Source organism: Streptomyces mabaensis, from assembly GCF_053763515.1.
This window is the reverse complement of the sequence record NZ_JBSOPZ010000030.1, coordinates 20,316-42,820: the sequence shown is the minus strand read 5'-3', so window position 1 is coordinate 42,820 and position 22,505 is coordinate 20,316. Positions and strand designations below refer to the sequence as shown.

The 22,505-nt window shown below is 70.9% G+C and carries 16 protein-coding genes and 3 pseudogenes; 11 read left to right on the top strand and 8 right to left on the bottom strand.

Annotated elements, in window-relative coordinates; all coding sequences use genetic code 11:
- Positions 1 to 188 precede the first annotated feature (188 nt).
- From ACWV17_RS24660 to ACWV17_RS24650, 3 genes are read left to right on the top strand one after another with little or no spacing between them, the layout of a single operon-like run.
- Positions 189 to 1,355, top strand: coding sequence for an acyl-CoA dehydrogenase family protein (locus tag ACWV17_RS24660; RefSeq protein WP_455361428.1), 1,167 nt, complete (start codon positions 189 to 191; stop codon positions 1,353 to 1,355).
- The gene (locus ACWV17_RS24655; RefSeq protein ID WP_455361427.1) at positions 1,342 to 3,645 is read left to right on the top strand and encodes an acetate--CoA ligase family protein; all 2,304 of its coding nucleotides are present in this window, start codon (positions 1,342 to 1,344) and stop codon (positions 3,643 to 3,645) included. The genes ACWV17_RS24660 and ACWV17_RS24655 overlap by 14 nt, the downstream gene beginning before the upstream one ends.
- The gene (locus tag ACWV17_RS24650) at positions 3,642 to 4,460 is read left to right on the top strand and encodes an SDR family oxidoreductase (protein WP_455361426.1); all 819 of its coding nucleotides are present in this window, start codon (positions 3,642 to 3,644) and stop codon (positions 4,458 to 4,460) included. The genes ACWV17_RS24655 and ACWV17_RS24650 overlap by 4 nt, the downstream gene beginning before the upstream one ends.
- Positions 4,461 to 4,509: 49 nt before the next feature.
- Here ACWV17_RS24650 and ACWV17_RS24645 read toward each other — a convergent pair.
- Positions 4,510 to 4,674 (bottom strand): annotated as a pseudogene (locus ACWV17_RS24645) (IS5 family transposase); the annotation flags it as partial.
- Positions 4,675 to 5,068: 394 nt separating this feature from the next.
- On the opposite strand from ACWV17_RS24645, the gene ACWV17_RS24640 reads away from it, so the two are divergent.
- From ACWV17_RS24640 to ACWV17_RS24625, 4 genes are all read left to right on the top strand, one after another.
- Entirely contained in the window at positions 5,069 to 5,662 is a 594-nt protein-coding gene (locus ACWV17_RS24640; RefSeq protein WP_455361425.1) for a hypothetical protein, read from the top strand.
- A 487-nt stretch (positions 5,663 to 6,149) separates the two neighbouring features.
- Positions 6,150 to 7,124, top strand: coding sequence for an alpha/beta hydrolase (locus ACWV17_RS24635; protein WP_455361424.1), 975 nt, complete (start codon positions 6,150 to 6,152; stop codon positions 7,122 to 7,124).
- Between the two features lie 108 nt (positions 7,125 to 7,232).
- Positions 7,233 to 8,198, top strand: coding sequence for an acetoacetate decarboxylase family protein (locus tag ACWV17_RS24630; protein WP_455361423.1), 966 nt, complete (start codon positions 7,233 to 7,235; stop codon positions 8,196 to 8,198).
- A 15-nt stretch (positions 8,199 to 8,213) separates the two neighbouring features.
- Entirely contained in the window at positions 8,214 to 9,812 is a 1,599-nt protein-coding gene (locus ACWV17_RS24625) for a succinic semialdehyde dehydrogenase (RefSeq protein ID WP_455361422.1), read from the top strand.
- Between the two features lie 138 nt (positions 9,813 to 9,950).
- Here the strand turns inward: ACWV17_RS24625 and ACWV17_RS24620 are convergent, their stop codons facing one another.
- Positions 9,951 to 11,213 (bottom strand): NADH:flavin oxidoreductase/NADH oxidase family protein, encoded by a 1,263-nt coding sequence (locus ACWV17_RS24620; protein WP_455361421.1) that lies wholly within the window; start codon positions 11,211 to 11,213, stop codon positions 9,951 to 9,953.
- Positions 11,214 to 11,308: 95 nt separating this feature from the next.
- Here ACWV17_RS24620 and ACWV17_RS24615 point away from each other — a divergent pair, with 95 nt between their 5' ends.
- Both ACWV17_RS24615 and ACWV17_RS24610 read left to right on the top strand, forming a co-directional pair.
- Positions 11,309 to 11,926 (top strand): TetR/AcrR family transcriptional regulator, encoded by a 618-nt coding sequence (locus ACWV17_RS24615; protein ID WP_455361420.1) that lies wholly within the window; start codon positions 11,309 to 11,311, stop codon positions 11,924 to 11,926.
- 33 nt (positions 11,927 to 11,959) lie between these two features.
- Positions 11,960 to 12,133 (top strand): annotated as a pseudogene (locus tag ACWV17_RS24610) (transposase); the annotation flags it as partial.
- Positions 12,134 to 12,185: 52 nt separating this feature from the next.
- On the opposite strand, the gene ACWV17_RS24605 reads toward ACWV17_RS24610, so the two are convergent.
- The gene (locus ACWV17_RS24605; RefSeq protein WP_455361419.1) at positions 12,186 to 13,823 is read right to left on the bottom strand and encodes an alpha/beta hydrolase; all 1,638 of its coding nucleotides are present in this window, start codon (positions 13,821 to 13,823) and stop codon (positions 12,186 to 12,188) included.
- A 170-nt stretch (positions 13,824 to 13,993) separates the two neighbouring features.
- Positions 13,994 to 14,404 carry a RidA family protein gene (locus ACWV17_RS24600; RefSeq protein WP_455361418.1) on the bottom strand — a complete coding sequence of 137 codons (411 nt, stop codon included), beginning with the start codon at positions 14,402 to 14,404 and terminating at the stop codon, positions 13,994 to 13,996.
- 496 nt (positions 14,405 to 14,900) lie between these two features.
- Between ACWV17_RS24600 and ACWV17_RS24595 the strand changes: the two genes are divergently transcribed.
- Together ACWV17_RS24595 and ACWV17_RS24590 are read left to right on the top strand one after the other, a co-directional pair.
- On the top strand, positions 14,901 to 15,737 hold the full coding sequence (locus tag ACWV17_RS24595; protein WP_455361417.1) for a poly-gamma-glutamate hydrolase family protein: 837 nt from the start codon (positions 14,901 to 14,903) through the stop codon (positions 15,735 to 15,737).
- A gap of 436 nt (positions 15,738 to 16,173) precedes the next feature.
- Positions 16,174 to 16,290 (top strand): annotated as a pseudogene (locus tag ACWV17_RS24590) (transposase); the annotation flags it as partial.
- Between the two features lie 114 nt (positions 16,291 to 16,404).
- On the opposite strand, the gene ACWV17_RS24585 reads toward ACWV17_RS24590, so the two are convergent.
- The 4 genes from ACWV17_RS24585 to gnd all read right to left on the bottom strand — a co-directional run bounded on the left by ACWV17_RS24585 (position 16,405) and on the right by gnd (position 22,244).
- Positions 16,405 to 18,798: a glycoside hydrolase family 65 protein gene (locus ACWV17_RS24585; protein WP_455361416.1), complete on the bottom strand. Its 2,394-nt coding sequence runs from the start codon at positions 18,796 to 18,798 to the stop codon at positions 16,405 to 16,407.
- Positions 18,795 to 19,538, bottom strand: a complete 744-nt coding sequence (locus tag ACWV17_RS24580; protein ID WP_455361415.1) for an HAD family hydrolase — start codon at positions 19,536 to 19,538, stop codon at positions 18,795 to 18,797. Before ACWV17_RS24580 ends, ACWV17_RS24585 begins: the two co-directional genes overlap by 4 nt.
- A gap of 178 nt (positions 19,539 to 19,716) precedes the next feature.
- A complete protein-coding gene (zwf, locus tag ACWV17_RS24575) occupies positions 19,717 to 21,216 on the bottom strand; it encodes a glucose-6-phosphate dehydrogenase (RefSeq protein ID WP_455361414.1) in 1,500 nt (499 codons plus the stop codon).
- On the bottom strand, positions 21,213 to 22,244 hold the full coding sequence (gene gnd, locus ACWV17_RS24570; protein ID WP_455361413.1) for a phosphogluconate dehydrogenase (NAD(+)-dependent, decarboxylating): 1,032 nt from the start codon (positions 22,242 to 22,244) through the stop codon (positions 21,213 to 21,215). Before gnd ends, zwf begins: the two co-directional genes overlap by 4 nt.
- Positions 22,245 to 22,505 lie beyond the last annotated feature (261 nt).

The window sequence follows — 22,505 nt, the reverse complement described above, 5'->3', positions numbered from 1 at the left end:
TGACGGACGTGACGGAGGTGACAGGCCGGGCTGCCCGGATGACCTGATTCCCGCGCTCTCCGGGGCGCGGGTTTTTCACGTCACCATTATTGACTGGCTCATCAGTTATTTATTACGTTGACGTCCATCCCGAGGCGCCGGTTGCGGCGCGCTCGGGCCCGCGCCTGACACTGACGAGGAGTCAACCCGTGCGTCTTCCCACTGAACTGGTCGAACTCACCGCGGAACAGAGCGACATCCTCGACCTGTGCCGGACATTCGCCCAGCACGAGATCCGGCCCGTGGCCCGCGCCGTCGACGAGGCGGACACCGAAGTGCCCTGGGAGATCTGGAACGCCGCCGCGAAGGTCGGCCTCACCTCGTACATGCTCCCCGAGGAGTACGGCGGCGGCGGTTTCACCGATCTGTTCACCCAGGTCCTGGTGCAGGAAGAGCTGTGCACCGGTGACCTGGGCATCGGGAACCTGCTGACCGCGAACGGCTTCTTCGCCCACCCCGTCCTCGAACTGGGCACCGGCGAGCAGCGCGAGCGCTTCCTGACCCCGCTCAGCGCCGAACGCCCGCCGATGACCTCCCTCGCGGTCACCGAACCCGACACCGGCTCGGACGCGGCGAGCCTGACCACACGGGCCGTACGCAAGGACGGCCGCTACGTCCTGTCGGGGCGCAAGGCATGGATCTCCAACGCCGGCGCCTCCGAGTACTACATCGTCTTCGCCACCGTCGATCCCGCGCTGCGCTCCCACGGCATCACCGCGTTCGTGGTCCACAAGGACACTCCCGGCCTCAGCGTCTCCAAGCCCTGGCCCAAGATGGGACAGCGCGCGCTGATCAACGCCGAGGTCGTACTCGACGGGGTGGAGGTCGACGCCCGCGACCGGCTCGGTGAGGAGGGCGCCGGGTTCGGCGGCCTGATGCACACCTTCGACCGGTCCCGCACGATCCTGGCCGCCTCGGCCACGGGAGTGGCCCGGGCCGCCACCGAGTACGCGACCGAATACGCCCAGCAGCGCAAGCAGTTCGGCAAACCCATCATCGAGCACCAGGCCGTGGCGTTCCGGCTCGCGGACATGGCGACCCGTGTTGAGTCCGCGCGGCTGATGACCTGGCGGGCGGCGAAGCGGATCGACGCGGGCCTGCCGGCCGCCCGCGAGTCGGCGATGGCGAAGCTGGTGGCCTCCGAGACCGCCATGTTCGCCACCTGGGCGGCGGTGCAGACGCTCGGCGGGTGGGGCTACTCGCGGGAGTTCCTGGTCGAGAAGTGGATGCGGGACGCCAAGCTCGAGGAGATCGAGGAAGGTACCTCCGACATCCAGCGGCTGATCATCTCGCGGAGCCTCGATGAGCGCGCCTGAGCCCGGGGTCACGGAGCCGGTGGGCGCGGGCTCCTCGGCCGCCGATGCCCTGAGCGCCGACGCCCTGTGCGCCGATGGCGCGGACGCCGACGCCTTGGCCGTTGGGGCGCCCGGGCCGCCCGCTGGTCCGATGCCGGGGGTGGGGTCTCGCTCAGCCGCGCTGCCCGAGCTGTGGTCACCCCGGTCGGTGGCCGTCGTCGGCGCGAGCGACAACCCCGCGAAATGGGGCCATTGGCTCGCCTCCGGCGCGCTGGCCGGGCGCGAGGTGCGCGACGTGCGCCTGGTGAACCGCTCCGGCACCGCGGTATGCGGGGTCCCCACCCTGCGCAGTCTGCGTGAGGCCGACGGCTCCGTGGAGCTGGCAGCCATCGCGGTACCGGCGCCGGCCGTGGAAGAGGCCGTCATCGACGCCCTCGACGCAGGCGCCCGCGTGGTACTCGTGATCACCGACGGCCTGCACCGGGTACCCGGCCGCCCCGGGCTGGTACGGGAACTCGCCGACCGCGTCACCGCCTCCGGCGCCCGCCTGGCCGGGCCGAGTTCGCTCGGCATCGTGGACACCTCCCGGCGGTTGCGGCTGGCATGGGGCCGGTTCACCGAGGGCCCGGTCGCCGTCATCACGCAGAGCGGACAGGTGGGCTCGGAACTGGCCCACCTGCTGGCCGGGCACGGCTGCGGTGTCTCCCGGTTCGCCTCCGTGGGCGTACAGGCCGACATCGGCAGCGAGGAACTGCTCGCCGGACTGGTCGACGACCCGGCGACCAGGGCCGTGATCAGCTATACGGAAGGCGTGCGCGATCCGGCCGCGTTCCTGGCCGCCGCGCGGGCCCTGCGCGCCGCGGGGAAGCCCCTGGTGGTCCTGGCCGTGGGGACGAGCGCGGCGGGAAGCGCGGCGGCCCGCACCCACACCGGGGCGCTGACCGGCAGCATGGAGGTGCTCGACGCGGCATGCCGGGCCGCGGGCGCGATCCGGGCCGAGACCCCCGCCCACGCGGCGGCGCTCGCCCACGCGCTCGCCCTCGGGGTCCGCCCGCGTGGCAGGCGCGTCGCCGTCGTCTCCGACTCCGGAGGGCAGGGCGCGCTCGCCGCGGACGTGGCGACCGCCCATGGCCTTGCGCTGCCGCCGCTGGAGGGAGCGGTCCTCGCCTCGGTCGGCGGGCTGCTGCCGCACGTGGCATCCCCGCAGAACCCGGTCGACCTCGCGGGCGCGGGCGAGCAGAACCTGTGCCGGTACGCCGAGTTGGCCGAAGCGGTCGCGACCGGCGCGGACGCGGTGCTGCTCACCGGCTACTTCGGCCGGTACGGCGAGGACAACCCGGGGCTCGCCGAGGCCGAACGGGAGGTGGCGCGGCGGCTGGCCCGCGTAGCCGAGCACACCCCGGTGACCGTGCACAGCATGGCGCGATCGAGTGCGGCCACCCGCGCGCTGGCCGCCGGCGGTGTCCCCGTGTTCGGCGATGTCGCCCTCGCGGCACGGGTACTGGCCGACTGCGCCGCCTGGACCGCGGCCCGGCCCCGCGCGCTGCCGGCCCCGGCGGTTCACGACGGCGCGCAGGGCGACACGCGCGGCACCACGCACGACGGCGCGCGCGACCGATCGCGCCGCGACACGCGCGGCGGCGCACCGGCCGCCGGTACCAGCTCCGGCGAGGACTATCTCGCCGCCCGCGAGGTGCTGCGGCGGGCAGGGATCGCCGTCCCGGACGCCGCGAGCGCGGCCTCGGCGGCCGAGGCGGTCCGGATCAGCGGCCGCTGGCCGGGCCGTACCGTCCTCAAGGCCGCCGGGCTGGCCCACAAGACCGAGGCGGGCGGCGTCGTGCTCGGGCTGCGCAACGACGTCGAGATCGCCGCGGCGTACCACGAACTCACCGGCCGGCTCGGCGTGGACAGCCTGGTCGTCGAGGAGATGGACGAGCGGCCGGGCGTGGTCGAGGTGATCGCCGGGGTCGGACACGATCCCGGCTTCGGCCCGGTGGTCCTGGTGGGCGCCGGGGGAGTGGCGGCCGAGCTGTGGCGGGACACCGTCGTGGAACTGGCCCCGGTGACCGAGGAACTGGCAGCGGGGATGCTGTCGCGGCTGCGCTGCCATCCGCTGCTGCTCGGCTGGCGCGGCGCGCCCCGCGTGGACCTCGCGGCCCTCGCCCGCGCCGTCGCCGCCGTGTCCCGGATCCCGTTCACCGACCCGGGGATCACCGCCTGCGAGATCAATCCGCTGCGGGCCGCACCGGACGGCGTGCTCGCCGTGGACGCGCTGGTCACCCGCAACGATCAAAGGGAGACACCATCATGACCGACACGATCGACACGACCGACGCGCGGACAGCCGTCGTCACCGGCGGCGGCTCCGGCATCGGCCGGGCGATCGCCCTCCGGTACGCGGCCGACGGAGGCACCGTCGCCGTCCTGGGCAGGCGCCCGGAACCGCTCGCGGAGACCGTCGGCCTGATCCGGGCGGCGGGCGGCCGGGCGGCCGCGTTCCCCACGGACGTCCGCGACTACGACCAGGTCAGTACGACGATGACGCAGGTGCGAGAACGCTTCGGCCGGATCGACGCGCTGGTCAACAACGCGGCTGGCAACTTCGTGTGCCCCGGTGAGCAACTGAGCCCGGGAGGCTGGCGGGCCGTGGTCGACATCGTGCTCAACGGCACGTTCCACTGCGTCCGTGCCGCTTCCGAGACGATGCTCGAGCAGGGCTCCGGCAGCGTTGTCTCGGTCATCGCCAGCTACGCATGGCACGGCCACCCCGGCACCGTACACAGCGCGGCGGCGAAGGCCGGGGTGCTGGCCATGACCCGGACCCTCGCCGTGGAATGGGCGGACCGGGGCGTCCGGCTCAACTGCGTGGCGCCCGGCCCCACGGAGACCGCCGGAGCAGGAGCCGCGCTGTGGGGCGACACGGACAGCCGCGAACGGGTGCTGGCCAGCGTTCCGCAGCGTCGTATGGCGAGCCCGGAGGAGGTCGCGGAGGTCGCGGCCTTCCTGCTCGACGAGCGCGCCCGGTACATCACCGGTGAGGTGATCACGGTGGACGGCGGCCAATGGCTGGGCAAGCAGGTCTACGGCACCCCGCTCGAAGCGCAGCGAACGGGCACGGCGACATAGCCCTCCGTTCGCGCCCCGGGCCGTCTGGGGTCTGTTGTGAAAGTGCTGGTCACAGCCATTCGTTGATGGCTGCGATCAGCACGGTCGCTTCGTAGCGGAAGGCGAGCTTGTCGTATCTCGTGGCGACAGCGCGGTGCCGCTTGAGCAGGTTGGTGCCGCATTCGACCGCGTGCCGCTGCTTGTAGTCGGTCTTGTCGAACTTTGACGGCCGACCGCGCTTGCGCGGCCGCCCCAGGCCGAGCCTGGGCACCCGGATCGCCTACACGACGCAGCGGGCCAGACGCAGGCTTCCGCTCGACTGGGACCAGCAGCATGAGTTGTGGGCCCAGCCCCACCAAGAGGGGGAAGGCCTCGGTGTCGATCGTCGTCAGGTCCGCGGGCACCCGCCCATGCCAAACAGTCGCGGCGCCCCGGCTGAAAGCCCGAGGGACAGCCTCAGCCGGAGAAGGCGGCCGCCGCCGCAGCGTCTCACCGAGGCCAGGTCCGGCCAGAGGCCGAGACCCGATGACGCCGGGCTGAGCATCCCGTGGGTCCCGGACCGTTGATCGCCCGCTGTCAGAGGAGGGTGACACAGTGGCAGGAACTGATCGAGGAGGGGTGGAGCGGCGATGGGTGACTTCTACGAGCGAGTTGTGGATGTCGAGGTGTCCAGCGAAGAGGCGGGTGCACTCGCCGGGCGGATGGTCGACTGGTTGGTTGCCGAGGGCCTGATCACGCGCGAGATGTCCGGCGACGCCATGTACAGCTTCCAGGTGGACGAGGGCTATGTGCCCGGGCCGAACTGGGCGCGGGCCACGGAGGACTGGGGGGACGACCACATACCCGCCCCGGTAGCCGTGATCGTCGGCCGTGACGCCCACGTCGGAGGCCAGGGGGCGGACGCCACGGAGTACGCGGACTGCCCGCGCTGCGGTAGCCGCACGGTGTTCATCGACTACCCCGAGTCGTTCGAGCCCGACGAGGAGACCTGGCAGCCGTTCCGGGACGCCATCGACACCTGGAAGGAGACGGGGGAGGGCAGCGTCCGCTGCGCCGACTGCCAAGCCGTGGTGCTTGTCACCGAATGGCAGTGGGCCGACGGGTTTGCCCTCGGGGCGCTCGCTTTCGACTTCTGGGGGTGGCCGCCGTTGACGGATGCGTTCGTCGCGGAGTTCTCCCGGCAGCTGGGGCACCGCACTGCGCAGCACGGCGGGAAGTTCTGAGCGGCCGGGAAAGCCATCCGGGGGATCGGCAGCATCGACGGACCGCCTTTCCCGTCCGCCGCCGGCCCCGGTGAAGATCTTGTGCGGCATAGCCAGCCCTGGCCCAGAACCCTGAGGGGTGCACGCCCGTCCCCCGGCATCCAGCAGTCGGCCGCGGGCACCACGAAGAGAACCCTGGTCATCTCCGTCTCTCCTTGCCCGCCGAACGACTGCGTCTCGCCAAAACGGCTCCGGCGGCAGCCGGTGGATGGACCCGCCGATTTCGTCGGCGAGCACCCCAGACCATCGTCCGCCCAGACGAGGGTGATCGCTACGGCGTGACACCGGCCCGCACCGCCCGGGGAAGGGCGCCTGGAGCGGTCGGTTGCGCTTCACAGGCGCGGGGCGAGGATGGTACGGGGGGAGGCAAACCCGGGGGCGAACAGCAGCCGCGGCCGGCGAGGGCCGCGCGAAAAGGGCGCCCGTGTGCCCGCGACATGGAGTCGACATGACCGATCTTCCTCCTCCGATCACGCCCTACCTCGAACCCGCGGCGAAGGAGCTGTGCGAGGCCACGGACCCGCATCCGCGGATCTACGAGGTCCCCCCGGAGAAGGGCCGCGACATCCTGCTCGGCCTGCAGAACGACCCGAGCGTGCCCCGTCCCGAGATCGACGAGGAGTGGGTCGACGTGGACGCGGGCAAGTGGGGCACGGTCCGCACCCGGATCATCCGACCCAAGGGAGCCACCGGCCCACTGCCGGTGGTGTTCTACATCCACGGCGCCGGCTGGGTCTTCGGCGACGACAAGACCCACGACCGCCTCTTCCGCGAACTCGCCGTCGGCGCCGGGGCGGCGGGCGTCTTCCCCGTCTACGACCGCGCACCCGAGGCGAAGTACCCCACCCAGGTCGAGCAGAACTATGCCGTGGGCCAGTGGGTCCTGCAGCACGGCGCGGAGCACGGCCTGGACACCTCGCGGATCGCCGTCACCGGCGAGTCGGTCGGCGGCTGCATGTCCGCCGTCTTCGCAATGATGAACAAGGAGCACGGCGGGATCGACCTCAAGGCGCAGGTCCTGCTGTACCCGGTGGCCAACGCCGACTTCGACACCCCGTCCTACCTCCAGTTCGCCGAGGGCTACTACCTCACCCGCGACGGCATGAAGTGGTTCTGGGACGCCTACACCAGCGACCCCGCCCAGCGTGCCGAAGTGCACGCCTCCCCGCTCCAGGCATCCCTGGACCAGCTCCGGGGACTGCCCACCACCCTGGTCATCACCGACGAAGCCGACGTACTGCGCGACGAGGGCGAGCAGTACGCCAACAGGCTCCGCGAGGCCGGCGTGGACGTGACCTCCGTACGGGTGGCGGGCATGGTCCACGACTTCCTCCTCCTGGACAGCCTGCGCGACACCCGCGCCGCCAACGTCGCCCGCAAGCTCGCCGTCGACGCCCTGCGAACAGCCCTGCACGACGACTGAGACCGCTCCACCGCGCCGACGGTCCGCGCTCCCCAGTGTTGACGGTGCTTACATGGCGGGTTAGGTTCATGTGAGCACCGTCAACATGAGCGTAAGGGAGCTGCTTCGATGTCATCGAGCCGACAGGAACCAGGTGGGCGCAAAGCGGGCCCGCAGGTAACAGACCGGCGGGAAACGGCCGAGGTCGACTTGGGCGGCCGCACGGTCTCGGTCCCCAGGGGTGGCTTGTACGACCGGTATCGGATGGATACCGACCTCGACGAGGTCGCCCGGGACCCCCGCGTCAGTGGGGTGGACTTCTTCCGGCAGCTGCCCAAGACCAGGGTCGACTCCGCCATCGGCCCCACCCTCACCCCGAACTTCTACTACCGAATCTCGACCGCCCGGCTGACGATGCTGGCTCCCTCCCGGGCGATCCGCGCCCGGCTGCCGAAGGAACTGGCACCCCTGGAGGTCGCGCCCGGACTCGGCCTGGTCTCGGTGATGTTCTTCCGCTACGACGTGTGCGACATCGACTTCTACACCGAGGCCGCTGTCGGTATCGCCGTCAAGCCGGCCCGGCACGGCAAGCTCGGATTCTTTGATCTCGTCGCCGGCCTGAAGAACGAGCACCTCGACTCCTATGTGCTGTCTCTGCCTGTGAGCACGCAGATTGCTCAGGTCCGCGGCCACGACGGCTACGGCTTCCCCAAGTGGGTCACCGCTCTCGACGCCGACATCAACGCACAGCGGACGACCGCCCGCGTGGCCAACGACACCGGTGAGGTCGATCTGGCCCTCACGGCCAGCACGCCGAAGCAGACCGCCTACCCGAGCGGTGAGCGCGTCGGCTCACTCACGTCGTACACGTCGATCAACGGGGCCTGGCACTCCACCCTGAGCCAGACCAACGTGCTCAACGCTGGTATGACGCGCTCAACCCGCGACATCTCCCTCGAGATCGGGGAGGGCCGCATGGCCGACGACCTGCGCTCGCTCAAGCCGATCAGGACCATCCGGTTCGACGCCATGACCGAAGGCCAGCTCGCCCTCCACATGCCGGTCCCCACCTCGGTGCCGAGCCGGAACAAGTAGCAAGGGGTCCCCGCCATGGCCACCGAACACGCCACTCGTCCCATCACCGCCCGCCGCTTGGGCCTGCCCGCATCCATCACCCCGGCCCTGCTCAAGCGGCTTACCGCGCGGGTATCGGCCGCGCCGGATGCAGCACGGGTCACCACCACCGCCCCCTACAGCGGCGTCCCGCTGGCCGACCTGCCGGTATCGACCCCGGCCGACGTCGAGGAAGCGTTCGCCCGTGCCCGCACGGCGCAGAAGTCCTGGGCCGCCACGCCGATCGAGGAGCGCAAGAGGATCCTGCTGCGCTACCACGATCTCGTCCTGGCCCGTCAGGACGAGGCCCTGGACCTCATGCAGGCCGAGAACGGCAAGACCCGCCGCGACGCGTTCCTCGAGGTTGTCGACATCGGCATCGTCTCCCGGTACTACGCCCGCACCGCCGCCAAGTACCTGAACCCCAAGCGGCGCCGCGGCGCAATCCCTCTGCTGACCCACAGCACCGAGCTGCGCCACCCCAAGGGCGTCGTCACCGTGATCTCGCCATGGAACTACCCGCTCAGCATGGCCGCCAGCGATGCCATCGCAGCGCTGATGGCCGGCAACGCCGTTGTGCAGAAGCCCGACTCCCAGACCGCGCTCACCGCCCTGTGGTCCATGGACCTGATGCACGAGGCCGGGCTGCCGGCCGGCGTGTGGCAGATGGTGATCGGCCGGGGCAGCTCCATCGGCGGCGCGCTGATGGACAACGCCGACTACATGATGTTCACCGGCTCCACCGCCACCGGACGTCAGATCGCCGGCGACGCAGGCCGGCGCCTCATCGGCGCCTCCCTCGAACTCGGCGGCAAGAACGCCATGATCGTCCTGGACGACGCGAGCATCGACAAGGCCGCCAACGGCGCCGTCGCCGGATGCTTCCCCTCAGCGGGCCAGCTGTGCGTGTCCATCGAGCGCCTGTACGTGGCCGAGTCCATCCGCGACAAGTTCATCGCCGCGTTCGTCGCACGTACCAAGGCACTCAAGGTCGGTGCGGCGTACGACTACAGCATCGACGTCGGCAGCCTCACCACCCCCTCCCAGCTGGAGACCGTCTCCGAACACGTCGACGACGCCGTTGCCAAGGGCGCCACCGTCCTCGCCGGCGGCAAGGCCCGCCCCGATCTGGGTCCGCTGTTCTACGAGCCGACCATCCTCACCGGCGTCACCCCCGACATGACGCTGTACGACCACGAGACGTTTGGTCCCGTCGTCTCGATCTACTCCTACCGTGATGTCGACGAGGCCATCACCCTGGCCAACTCCTCGCCGTACGGACTCAACGCCAGTGTCTGGTCGCGTAACGGAGTACGCGGCCGGGCCGTCGCCGCCCGCGTGCACGCCGGCACCGTCAACGTGAACGAAGCCTTCGCCGCCGCCTGGGGAAGCATCGACGCGCCGATGGGCGGCATGGGCGACTCGGGACTCGGCCGCCGCCACGGCGCCGACGGCATCCTCAAATACACCGAGCCCCAGACCGTCGCCCACCAGCGCCTCCAGGGATTCGCACCGCCGGCCCGCGTCTCACCCGAAACCTGGGCCACCCTCCTGACGAGGGCGCTGAAGGTCCTGAAGGCCACCGGGGTCCGCTAAGCACAGTCCCAGGCCCCGCATAGGCCGAAAGGGGGTGGTCCGGTCACTGTGACCGGACCACCCCCTTTCTCCTGCTCGCATACGACAGGTGCCGCCGGCCCTGGGATCCTCCCGGGGCCGGCGGCGCCGTTGGTCCGGCTACGCGGGCCGGTTCACCGGCTCGGCGCCCCGCGAGGCCGACAGCCAGGCACGGTAGCGGCGCAGCGCCCCGCGCTGCTTCCACTGCTCGGAGAGCAGGGTGTACACCGGGTGGATCCGGGGCCTGGCGTCGCTTCCGCGCGAGAGGCGGCCCATCTGGTGGCGGACCTGCGCCATGCCCGCAGCCGAGGCGAGGGCCTTGTCGGACCAGGTCACTGGCGCCATCTGCCGGTCGGCTTCGTGGTGGCTCCTCCAGCGGTCGGGCAGGTCAGGGGTGACGGCGAGGGCGGTGCCCATACCGACGACTGCCACACCGCTGTCCAGGACCCGCTCCGCGGTGGCGCGCCGCGTGATACCGCCGGTGAGCATCAGCGGGAGGGGGCTGGTCCTGACCAGGTCCTTCGCCAGGTCCAGGAAGTAAGCCTCGCGCGCCTGAGTGCGTGCGTCGGCGGAGCGGCCGGTCATCGCCGGACTCTCGTAGCTCCCGCCGGACAGCTCGACCAGGTCGACGCCGAGGGGCTCAAGCATCTCGATGACCTGGCGGGCGTCATCGGCGTCGAATCCGCCGCGCTGGAAGTCGGCGGAGTTGAGCTTCACCGCGACCGCGAAGGACGGCGAGACGGCGGCACGGACGGCACGGACGACGTCGAGCAGCATCCGCGCGCGGTTCGCCAGCGACCCGCCCCACTGATCGGTGCGCTTGTTGACCAGGGGTGACAGGAACTGCGACAGCAGATAGCCGTGGGCGGCGTGGACCTCCGCGCCGTCGAAGCCCGCCTTCTCGGCACGGTGGGCCGTGACGGCGAACCGGGTGACGGTGGCCTCGATCTGGGCGGGGGTCATGGCGGTCGGACGGCCGAAGCGACTGCTGTGCCGGCCCAGGTCGACGCCGACGTCGGAGGGGCCCCACACGACGCCGGGCATGTCGGAGGCCACCTGACGGCCGGGGTGGTTGATTTGCATCCATATCGTGCCGCTGCCGGACTTGCCGGCCTTGGCCCACTCGGTGAACGGCTTCAACGGCGCGTTCTCGTCGAGCACGACGCCTCCGGGGCCCGTCAGCGCCTCGGCGTGCACCATGACGTTTCCGGTGATCAGTAGTCCGGTGCCACCGGCGGCCCAGCGCCGGTAGAGCGTCAGCAACCGCTGATCGGGCAGCTGGCCGTCGCCCGCCATGTTCTCCTCCATCGCCGCCTTCGCGATCCGGTTGTTCAACACCTGTCCGGAGCGCAGGGGCAGCGGCGAGAACAGCTCGCTGGTCATCCCGATTCCTCTCTCTCGTCTCTGTCACTTACGATGTATGCATCGTTCACATTAGACGACGATGTAAGCACTGCGAACATTAAGGAGTGTGACCTGTGCCGCAGGCCAGCACGTACCACCACGGCGATCTGCGCGCCGCCTGCCTGCGTGCCGCACGCGAACTCCTCGAAGCAGACGGCAGCGCCGGCCTTTCGCTGCGCGCGGTCGCCCGGCGTGCCGGGGTGTCGGCGACGGCCCCCTACCGCCACTTCGCCGACCGCGACGCTCTCGTCTCCGCGGTGGCCGCCGAGGGGTACCGCGAGCTCGCCGGATACCTGGCCAAGGCCCATCCCGCACCCTCAACGCCAGACGAACTCGCCGCGGTCGCCCTCGCCTACGTCCAGTTCGCGCTCGAGCACCCGGCCCTGTTCCGCGTGATGTTCGCCGAGCCCTGCGACCCGACCAGCGAAGAACGGGTCGCTGCCACCGCAGCGATCTCGGAGTACGTCCGCGGGATCGTCCGTGCCACCTTCCCCGACGTGGACCCGGACGCCCTGTCGACCACGGTGTGGGCCCTCGTCCACGGCCTGGCGTTCCTGCACCTCGACGGCAAGCTCGACGTCTCCACCCCTGAGGTGGTCGCCATCCAGGTCCACGCGGCCGTCCACGCGCTCTTCGACGCCTCCCCGGCAATGTCCCCGACTGCCGCGCCGTCTGGGCGCGCGGCCAACTAGGGCCTCGCGAGCACCTTCATCTGGCCCGACTGAGCCTGCCGGACCAAGACCGGTGGCCACCCGGAGAAGTGGCCGCGGCGGGACATCGTCGACGGCATCCGCTACATCGTCGACAATGGAGCGAAATGGCGGGCTCTGCCTGCGGATTTCCCGCCCTGGGAGACGGTTTACGGGTTCTTCTGGCGCTGGAACCGGCGCAGCGTCATCACGTTTACAGTGACGATGCCTGTGTCGAGTCAGCGCGTGCCCAGGCTGCGGGCTATGGCCGGCCCGGGATGATGTCGGCCATCCCGCCCCCGCCTGTGGTGACGCCGCCGCGCGGTTTGGGCTTGGAGAAGGGCGGCGTGTCCTGTCGGCACGTCGTTCCGGTCGGCGGGAGTGTGCCGTCGATGAGGTAGCGGCTCTCGTACTCGTTGACGCAACTGCTGGGGTTGAGCAGTGCCGTGTGCCCGTGCCCGCTGTTGGTGAGCAGGCGGGCGTCGGCCAGTTCTCGGGTCATGGCCTGCGCGCCCGAGTAGGGAGTGGAGGGGTCGTAGGTGGTGCCGACCACCAGGATGGGATGCGCTGTCGGCTTGTTCCACGGGCCGCGATAGGGGTTGGCGGCGACTCCCGGCCAGTCGGCGCACGGCGCGGAGGCCCAGGCCCAGAAGCGTCCGGTGTCGCCCGCGCGGGCGGCGCTGGCCTCCGCCAGGGCGTGGTAGGCGGCGGGGTCACGTGGATTGGGGCTGTCGCCGCAGTACACCGCACTGGGCTGTTCTTCACCCAGGTACGGATTCGGGTTCGGGACCGGCGGTGCGGGAGGGAGTGAGGGCGGCTCCGGGGCGCGGCCCTGCCACAGGTCCTGCAGCCTGCCGGCGAGGTTCGTCCATCCGGGGTGGACGACGTAGAAGCCGTTCACTATGTCATCGACCGTACGGGCGTAGGTCCACCCGCTCACGGGACGTTCCCGGAGGCGCTTCATCAGCTGGTCGTACTTGTCCCGGGTCGCTTTCGGGCTGCCGGCGGAGAAGGCACAGCGGGCGGTGGTGGTGGACCCGCACAGGGTGAGGAACTGGTCCAGGGTTGCTGCCGCGGTGCGGTCCGAGCCCAGGCGCAGCATGGCCGTGGACCGGGGGGCCTCGTTGGACCCATGGTTCGTCCAGGCCTGCGGGTCCCAGTTGCTGTCGAGGACCATGGCGCGGATCTTGCCGGGGAAGAGGTTGGCGTAGGTGGCGCCCAGGAACGTGCCGTAGGAGATCCCGTAGTAGGTCAGCTGTGGGTCGCCCACCGCCTGCCGGAGCTGGTCGAGGTCGCGAGCGGTATCGGCGGTCGACACGTGGCGCAGGAGCTCGGGGTCACGCTGCTGACAGCGCCGGCCCAGTTCCTTGTACGCGGCGAAGTAGGCCGTCCGCTCCTGTTCCCCCACCGGGAAGCCTGCCGGTTTGCTCGCAGCCCAGGCGGCGGCTTCCTCCGGACTCGTGAAGCAGTTCACCGCGGTGCTGTTGCCGATCCCGCGGGGGTCCCAGCTGACGATGTCGAACCGCTCCCGGGCCTCCCGCGGGAAGAACTCGTAGTTCTGTGGCATCTGAACGGTTCCGGGCCCGCCGGGCCCGCCGGGGTTGAAGAACAGGGTGCCAATGCGCCGTCCGGGGCCGGTTGCCTTCCGCTTGACGACTGCCAGTTCGATGGTCCGACGACCGGGGTTGCGGTAGTCCAGCGGCACCTTCGCGGTCGCGCAGTCGAACGGGCTGCCCTGAACGCAGGGTCTCCAGTCCAGCTTCGGGGCGGGCACCGAAGGTGTCGGCGTACCGCCGGCGACGGCGGGGTTCGGCCCGATGAACACCGTCGAGCAGGCCACCACCGCGGCAACGACCGCGGCGCAACTCCGACGGCCTGCTATCGGTCCAGATATGTGCATGCCTTGTCCTTCCACGACTGCGCGCGACGCCCCCGTGCGGGACGTCGGCACGCATCCGTGTCAACAACACCGCGGTCCGGCAAGACGCGCGAGCCAACCGCAGCCGAATGCGGCGAATGCCCAGGTGAGCTACCCAGTTCGAGACGCCGTTCGGCAGTCAGCGAGAAAACTCAGTCGGGCAGCGCCACAGTGAGATCCACCTCGACGAGCTGTCCGGGAAAGCCCAGCTGGGCGACGCCCAAGAGCGTGCTGGCGGTAGTGAACGCCGGGCCCAGGGCAGAGTCGGTGAGCCGACGCCACGCGGCTCCCAGAACATCCCTCTCGTCGCTCCGCACATAGATCACTGACCGCACCACGTGTTGCGGCTGGGCACTCACCGCTGCCAGGGCAGTGAGCGCGTTCGCGACCACCTGGTCGACCTGCGTCTCGAGGGAACGGGAACCGACGAGGTCGCCGTTCCGATCAAGCGGGCACTGCCCCGCCAGATAGGCCGTACGGCCTGCCTCCACCACCGTGATGTGGTGGTAGCCGGGCGTCTCATGCAGCTGCTCGGGGTTGATGCGGGTGATCTTCTCAGTCATGTCCGTGAGTCTGACCATCGTGGTGCTCGCACGCACCGCAATTTGCACTACCGGCAAGCACTCGGCTGCGACTGAGGTCAACGAACAAGCTCACCGCGGGTCAGGTCCCGGCGGATCGCCCGGTGCAGTTGGGACGACTCCACCTGTGCGAGGCGGTGATCCTCACGGGCGGCGGCCAGCCACCGCCCTACCGTCCCTATCCCGGGTAGCGGGCGCGCCAGTCGTCGTGGTAGTTCGTGGCGATGAGCCTGGCATTGAAGGCCGACCGGTCCACTGGTTCGCCGCCGGCGGCGTGCTCCCGGTGGCGTACGGCGCCAGCAAGGGTGACCGCGCAACCGTGGCCGCCGTGAATTCGTGCGGAGTGCGGTAGCGGGCCCGGGCTGAGGAGGTTCGGGAAGGGTCGGGGTGGAACGGGCTGCGCAGCGGTCGTCAGCCGTGACGCAACGCACAACGCGCTCGGTTCTCAACCCCCTTGAGTCCGACGATCATGAGCAGCATGACAACAGCCAGCCGCCGTATCGTTCTCACCGCCCTGGCCGCCGCCGCAGCCAGTGGCCTCGGCGCCCTCGCCGCGACCGACGCCCATGCCGCCGGGGCCGGGGACCTCTACGCCTCGAACACCGACCTTTACACCCGCCTCGCCGGTCAGGAGGGCGTCGACTTCGCTCGGCGCTACAAGAGACACGGGTACGCCGACCACTCCTTGGGCGCGAGAGGTGACTACAACCGCACCACAATCATGGCGCTGCACGGTGGCGGCATCGAGACGGGTACTTCGGAGCTCTGTCTCGCTGTCGCCGGCTACCAGCCCGACACACTCACGCCGCTCCAGGACGGCCGTCCTCAGCACGACTACTTCATGTTCGAGGGCCTGCGTTCCCGAGACAACGGTGAACTGCACGTTACCTCCCGGAACTGCGACGATCACGTTGCCGTCTCCATGGCCCTCAGCAGTCTCAACGTTCTCAGCCTGCACGGCTGCCGCGCGGACCAGGCAGGCACCGCCAACCCGCAGGCCGTGGTTGTGGGCGGCTTGAACCAGCGGTTCAAGAGCTACCTGAAGGCAGAGTTCGACAAGGCCGGCATCGCGTGGCGGGACGGTGACGAGCTGCCCGATCTGGGCGGCGTCCACACGGACAACCCGTGCAACCGCACCATGCTGGGCAAGGGCGGGCAGTTGGAACTCACCACGGAGCTGCGGGCTGCCATGTTCACGGTCAACACCAGGGCTGGACGGGCCGGCAGCACGACCGAGGTGTTCGACCGGTTCGTGGGCGCGTGCCGGGCGGCGATCGCGAAACTCGAGACCGGTTCCGACCAGATCATTCTCTGAGCGGCCGGGAACGCCGAGGCCCGGTCCGCCGCCGCGGACCGGGCCTCGTGAAATGGTGGTCCAGGCCGACGCCGGTGGGTACAGGCGCCGGGCGGCATCAGCCCCGAGGACCAGGCCGGGGTCGACGCCTTCCGCTCCATGCTCGCCGCGCTCAAGCACCCGATGCACTGGACGCCCGGGAGCGGACAGGACATCGCGATCCGCGTCGGGTCGTTCATCGAGCGCGCCCACCCCCGCCCTGTTGTGTAGCCACCACCAGGTAACGCCAACAACATCCCGCCCGGCCCGGTTGTCCGGTCGGGGCGGCGGTCCGTCAGGAGACCCTCGTGACTTCCGTGAACCCCATCGTCGTCAGCCTGGCGATGCTGTGGACACTGGCCGGCCTCCTCTGCGTGGTCGGTGCCATCGCCGTCTCGGTGCGCAAGAACCGGGCGCAGCGGGACGGGCGGTGCGCTGCCGCATCGATCTCAAGTACGCCCTGGCCATGGAGCTGGACGATCCCGGCTTCCATCGCAGTGTGCTGGCCGACTTCCGGGAGCGCCTCGCACAGGCACCTGATGCACGACGGACGTCGATGCGAGCACACGCCCACCCCCGGGGCCCGCCTGCGCCAGGGCGCCACCGGCTCCGGCGGTACCTGGCACCACCGGGTCCAGCGATCTCTCCGTCAGACCGAGCCCTCCGGCACCGCCGCATCGCCTGCCCGGTCGGCCGGACGGCGGCCCCGGGGCTGCTGCGGCTCCGGCAGCGCCGCCAGCGGCGGCACGGCACGCTCGACGGCCTGACCCGAGGTGACCGTCAAGGTCTCGTCGTAGTGGCGGATCTCCAGCGGGTCACCCTCGCCCAGGCTGTACCGGACCGAGGAAGGGTGCACCTCAACCCGCAGCCGCCGCCCTCTCACCAGCAGCGTGAACGTCAGCCGCGTCAGCCGCTCCGGAAGCCGGGGCGCGAACGCCAGGCCAACAGCCCCGCCGCCGTCCAGCTCCCGGCGGCGCACCCCGCCGAAACCGACCACCAGCGCGATCCACGTCCCCGCGAGAGACGCGATGTGCAGCCCGTCACGCGTGTTGTGCTCCAGGTTCTCCAGGTCCATCAGCGCCGCCTCGCCCAGATAGGCGTACGCCAGCCGCAGATGCCCCGTCTCGGCGGCCACCACGGCCTGGCAGCAGGCCGACAGCGACGAGTCCCGCACGGTCAGCGCTTCGTAGTAGGCGAAATTCCGGGCCTTCTGCTCCGCGGTGAAGGCGTCCGGACAGACGACCATCGCCAGCACCAGGTCCGCCTGCTTGACGACCTGCTTGCGGTAGAGGTCGAAGTACGGGAAGTGCAGCAGCAGCGGGTACTGCTCCGGCGAGGTGGCGTCGAAGTCCCAGTGCTGGAACCCGGTGAACCCGGCCGACTGCTCGTGCACGCCCAGCGTGTCGTTGTACGGCACGGCGATCCGGGCGGCCGCATCCCGCCAGGCGGCGGTCTCCTCGTCGTCGACGCCGAGCTGCTCGGCCCGCTCGGGGTGGCGCACCGCCACGCGCGCGGCGGCCATCAGATTCCGTGCCGCCATCAGGTTCGTGTAGAGGTTGTCGCGGGCGACGGCGCTGTACTCGTCCGGGCCGGTGACTCCGTCGATGTGGAAGATGCCCTCCGTGTCGTGATGGCCCAGCGAATGCCACAGCCGCGCGGTGGCCACCAGCAGGTCCAGACCCGGCCCCCGCTCGAACGCCTCGTCTCCGGTCACGTCCGCGTACCGTACGACCGCGTCCGCGATGTCGGCGTTCACATGGAAGGCGGCCGTCCCCGCCGGCCAGTACGCCGAGCACTCCGCCCCTGTGATGGTCCGCCAGGGAAACGCCGCACCCGCCAGACCGAGTTGCTCGGCGCGCCTGCGGGCCGCCGGCAGCGTCGCGTGCCGCCAGCGCAGCACGGGAGCGACGGCGTCCGGCGCGGTATGGGTGAGCACCGGCAGAACGAACGACTCGGTGTCCCAGAACGAGTGCCCGTCATACCCCGTGCCGGTCAGGCCCTTTGCCGGAATCGCCCGCTCCTCGCCGCGGGCCGCGGCCTGGAGCACATGGAACAGTGCGAACCGCACCGCCTGCTGGATCTGGGCGTCGCCGTCCACCTCCACGTCCGCACCGGACCAGAACCGGTCCAGATACGCGCGCTGCTCGGCGAGCAGCCCCTCCCAGCCGGTGCTCCGCGCCGCGGCGACAGCGCCGTCGGCCTGGTCGTGCATCGCCGACAGCGACCGCTCGGCCGACCACCCGTACCCGACGAACTTCACCAGCCGCAGCCGCCGTCCGGGCGCGAGCGTGGCGGTGACGGTGAGCCGGCTGACATCCGGCTCGCTCTCGGCCGACCAGGTCGTCCCCTCGGGTCCGTCGACGATGTGGTCCGCCGCGGCCGCCACACGCTGCCCGCTGCGGACGGTGCGGTGGACGAGTCGCAGCCGGGTGTCCTCGGCGAAGTGCTCCTCGCCCTGGAGCGGCGACGCCACCGCGGCGGCCACCCGCGGATCACCGGACACCACGGGCAGCTGCTCGTTCGCGACCAGCTCGGACTGCAGCGCCACGGTCGTGGTGCCGTTCAGCGGCTCGATCTCGTAGGAGATGGCGGCTACGGCCCGCTGGGTGAACGACACCAGGCGGGTGGAGGTGATGCGTACAGCGAGGCCGGCGGGGGAAGTCCACTCGGCAGTCCGGCGCAGGACACCGTCCCGCAAGTCCAGTACCCGCTCGTGCGCGGTCAGCTCGCCGTAGCGGAGATCGTAGGGATGGTCGTCCACCAGCAACCGGATGATCTTGCCGTCGGTGACATTGATGACCGTCTGGCCGGACTCCGGATAGCCGTAGCCCGCCTCCGCGTACGGCAGCGGATGGACCTCGTGCACGCCGTTGAGATACGAACCGGGCAGCCCGTGCGGCTCGCCCTCGTCGAGATTGCCGCGCCAGCCGATGTGGCCGTTGGAGAGGGCGAAGACCGACTCGCTCTGCGCCAGCACCTCGAGATTCAGCTCGGTCTCGCGCAGACACCAGGGCTCGACCGCGTAGCTGGAGTGAGTGATCACGACGACTCCATCAGCTCGGCCAGATCCCCGACGACCACGTCCGCGCCGTGCCGGCGCAGCTCGTCCGCCTGCCCCAGCCGGTCGACGCCCACCACGAACCCGAACCGGCCCGCACGCCCCGCCTCAACGCCGGCGAGAGCGTCCTCGAACACCGCCGCCGCCGCGGGCTCCACGCCCAGCAGGCGGGCCGCGGCCAGATAGGTGTCCGGAGCCGGTTTGCCGTGCAGCCGCCGCTCACGGGCGACGACCCCGTCGATACGTTCGTCGAAGAGGTCCTCGATACCCGCGCCTGCCAGTACAGCCTGGCAGTTCGCGCTGGAGGAGACGACGGCGCGCCGCATACCGGCGTCGCGTACGGCCCGCACGTATGCCACCGATCCGTCGTAGGCCTCCACGCCGTGCTCCTGGATCGTGCGCAGCAGCAGTGCGTTCTTGCGGGAGCCGAGGCCGGTGACGGTGTCCGCGCCGGGCCCGTCATCGGGACCGCCGTCGGGCAGCACGATGCCGCGGGCGGCGAGGAAGGTGCGGATGCCGTCCGCGCGGGGGCGGCCGTCGACGTACTGCTCGTAGTCGTGTACGGCGTCGAAGGGGACGAACGCCGTGCCCTCGCGCTCGGCGCGGTGGCGCAGGAAGTCGTCGAACATGTCCTTCCACGCGGTCGCATGGACCTTCGAGGTGCGGGTCAGGACACCGTCGAGGTCGAACAGGCAGGTGTGCACGTGATCGGGAAGCCCTAGCATGCGCCTGAGGCTAGGAGCGTGGCGGCCGAGGCGCGCGCCGGGCGCTCCCGCGGGCAGCGTGTGTAGTCCGCGGGGGTGACACGGGACTGCCATCCGGCGCAGACGCCGGCGTGATCGTGGTGCGGGTGCGCACCGGCGCGGTCGGGGATTGGCTCGCGGTCGGGGATGGCTCGCGGTGTCAGCGGCTCCGGCCCGGCAAGGACCAGTGGTACGGCTGGATCAGCCGACGGACGCTGTCGGGCCCCCAGGAACCGGGGGCGTACGGCTGCACCTGCGGCGGGTCGTCGAGCAGCGGCGCGGACACCTCCCACAGCCGTTCGATTCCGTCCGAACGGGTGAACAGGGCCTGGTTGCCGAGCATGGCGTCCAGGATGAGCCGCTCGTAGCCTTCCAGGGCGTGTTGGGTGTTGAACGATTCGGCATAGCTGAACGTCATCTCGGCCGGGCCGAGGCGCATGTCCGGGCCGGGTTCCTTGGCCAGGAAGCGGGCAGCGATCCGGCCCGGATCGTCGAAGTCGATCACCAGCTGGTTGTGCCGGTCGCTGCCGGCCCGTGGGCCGCCGGGCTCGATGCCGGGGAACATGCGGAGCACCGGCTCCCGGAAACCGAGCGTGACCATGTGCCGCCCCAGGGCCAGGGACTTGCCCGTACGCAGATAGAACGGCACCCCGGACCATCGCCAGTTGTCGAGTTCCACGCGCAGGGCCACGAACGTCTCGGTGTCCGAGCGCGGATCGACTCCTTCCTCCTGGCGGTACCCCTCGTACTGACCGCGCACGACGTGCGCCGGGTCCAGCGGGCGCATGCTCTGGAACACCTTCTCCTTCTCGTCCCGCAGCGGCTTCGCGGCGAGTGTGGCCGGGGGTTCCATCGCCACGAAGCCGAGCAGTTGGAACAGATGGGTGACGACCATGTCCCGGAAGGTGCCGGTCCCTTCGAAGAAGTGGGCGCGGCCCTCGATGCCGATCCTCTCCGGCACGTCGATCTGTACATGGCTGATGTGGTCGCGGTTCCACACCGGCTCGAAGAGCCCGTTGGCGAAGCGCAGCGCGAGGATGTTGTCGACGGACTCCTTGCCGAGGAAGTGGTCGATACGGAACACGCGCGACTCGTCGAAGACCGCGTGGACCGTGGCGTTGAGCGCCCGCGCCGACGGCAGGTCGGTGCCGAACGGCTTCTCCACGATCAGCCGGGCCCGCTCGGCGAGGCCGGTCGTCCCCAGCATCTCCACCACGGACGTGAACGCGGCCGGCGGCACCGCCAGGTGGAACAGCCGCCGCGGGCTGCCGCCGAGCGCCTGTTCGGCCTCCCGCACGGCGCGGAGCAGTGGTTCTGGCGCGCCGGGGTCGGCCGCGCCGAACGACAGGGCGCCGGCGAACTCCTGCCAGGCTCCGCCCTCCGGCCGGGAGGTGCCGAAGCGGTCGACGGCGTCGCGGGCGTGTTCACGGAACCCCTCGTCGGTGAGCGCGACCTGCGCGGGCGCGGAGCCGATGATCCGGTACCGCGCGGGCATGAGCCCGGCCTTCGCCAGGTGGAACAGGCCGGGCAGAAGCTTGCGCCGCGCGAGGTCGCCGGTGGCGCCGAACAGCACGATGACGTGGTCCTCGGGCGCTTCGCCGGCATGGTCCCCGGCCGCCGCGCCGCCGGTGTCCGTGCGCGCAGGGCTCGGCGTGGTCACTGCGACTTCTCCGCGTGACCGCCGAACTCGCCGCGCATGGCGGAGAGCACCTTGCCGGCGAACCCGCCCAAGCCGCGTGAGGCGTACCGCTCGGCCAGCGCGGCGCTGATGACGGGCGCGGGCACGCTCTCGTCGATGGCCGCCATGACCGTCCACCGGCCCTCTCCGGAGTCCGAGACCCGGCCGGTGAAGGTGTCGAGCTCCGGCGAGCGGGCGAGCGCGTCGGCCACGAGGTCCACGAGCCAGGAGCTGACGACCGACCCGCGCCGCCACACCTCGGCGACCTCGGCCACATCGATCTCGTACGGATACGCCTCCGGCTCACGCAGCGGCGCGGTCTCGGCATCCACCGACCGCTGCCGCAGGCCCGCGTCGGCGTGCTTGATGATGCTCAGCCCTTCGGCGACGGCGGCCATCATCCCGTACTCGACCCCGTTGTGCACCATCTTCACGAAGTGCCCGGCCCCGCTCGGCCCGCAGTGCAGATAGCCCTCGGCTGCGGCCCCGTCGGTGCGGGTCCTGCCCGGCGTCGGCTCGGCGCTGCCGGTGCCGGGCGCGATGGTTCTGAAGATCGGGTCGAGCCGGGCGACCGGCTCCTGTTCGCCGCCGATCATCAGGCAGTAGCCGCGTTCGAGTCCCCAGACGCCGCCGGAGGTGCCGCAGTCGACGTAGTGAATGCGCTGCGGGGCGAGTTGACGGGCGCGCGCGATGTCGTCGCGGTAGAACGAGTTGCCGCCGTCGATGACGGTGTCGTCGGCGTCCAGCAGCCCGGCGAGCTGGTCGAGCGTCGGCTGCACCACACCGGCGGGCAGCATCAGCCACACGTTCCGCGGTCGCTCCAGCTTCGCGACGAACTCCTCGAGCGACCCGGCCCCGCTCGCCCCCTCCGAGGCCAGCTCGGCGACGGCGTCGGCGCTCAGGTCGTGGACGACACAGCGGTGCCCGTCCCGCATGAGCCGCCGGACGAGATTGGCACCCATCCGGCCGAGCCCGATCATGCCGAGCTGCATGGGCGAATTCGTGGTCATGACCCGTCTCTCCGTCGTGGGGAACACAGCGCGGACACCCGGCTGCGGCGGGCGGGCGCCGCCCCTCCCACTAGACGACGCCACAGGACCCGGCGCACCTCGGCATGGCACGCCGGTGGACCGGCTGGGTGTAGGGCGGGGCGCCCCACTGCGGGATGAGGCGGCGTTGGCGTTCCCGCCGGCCTCGTCGTCGTACAGCGTGTCCGGCTCAGCCTTCGGCTGGGCGGCGGGCAGGGCGGCGGCCGGTGCCCGTCACAAGGG

Bases quoted from the DNA above. Each gene is read 5' to 3' on its own strand.
- ACWV17_RS24655 (WP_455361427.1), top strand. From the start codon at position 1,342: ATGAGCGCGCCTGAGCCCGGGGTCACGGAGCCGGTGGGCGCGGGCTCC.
- ACWV17_RS24650 (WP_455361426.1), top strand. From the start codon at position 3,642: ATGACCGACACGATCGACACGACCGACGCGCGGACAGCCGTCGTCACC.
- ACWV17_RS24640 (WP_455361425.1), top strand. From the start codon at position 5,069: ATGGGTGACTTCTACGAGCGAGTTGTGGATGTCGAGGTGTCCAGCGAA.
- ACWV17_RS24635 (WP_455361424.1), top strand. From the start codon at position 6,150: ATGACCGATCTTCCTCCTCCGATCACGCCCTACCTCGAACCCGCGGCG.
- ACWV17_RS24630 (WP_455361423.1), top strand. From the start codon at position 7,233: ATGTCATCGAGCCGACAGGAACCAGGTGGGCGCAAAGCGGGCCCGCAG.
- ACWV17_RS24625 (WP_455361422.1), top strand. From the start codon at position 8,214: ATGGCCACCGAACACGCCACTCGTCCCATCACCGCCCGCCGCTTGGGC.
- ACWV17_RS24620 (WP_455361421.1), bottom strand. From the start codon at position 11,213: ATGACCAGCGAGCTGTTCTCGCCGCTGCCCCTGCGCTCCGGACAGGTG.
- ACWV17_RS24605 (WP_455361419.1), bottom strand. From the start codon at position 13,823: ATGCACATATCTGGACCGATAGCAGGCCGTCGGAGTTGCGCCGCGGTC.
- ACWV17_RS24600 (WP_455361418.1), bottom strand. From the start codon at position 14,404: ATGACTGAGAAGATCACCCGCATCAACCCCGAGCAGCTGCATGAGACG.
- ACWV17_RS24595 (WP_455361417.1), top strand. From the start codon at position 14,901: ATGACAACAGCCAGCCGCCGTATCGTTCTCACCGCCCTGGCCGCCGCC.
- ACWV17_RS24580 (WP_455361415.1), bottom strand. From the start codon at position 19,538: ATGCTAGGGCTTCCCGATCACGTGCACACCTGCCTGTTCGACCTCGAC.
- gnd (WP_455361413.1), bottom strand. From the start codon at position 22,244: ATGACCACGAATTCGCCCATGCAGCTCGGCATGATCGGGCTCGGCCGG.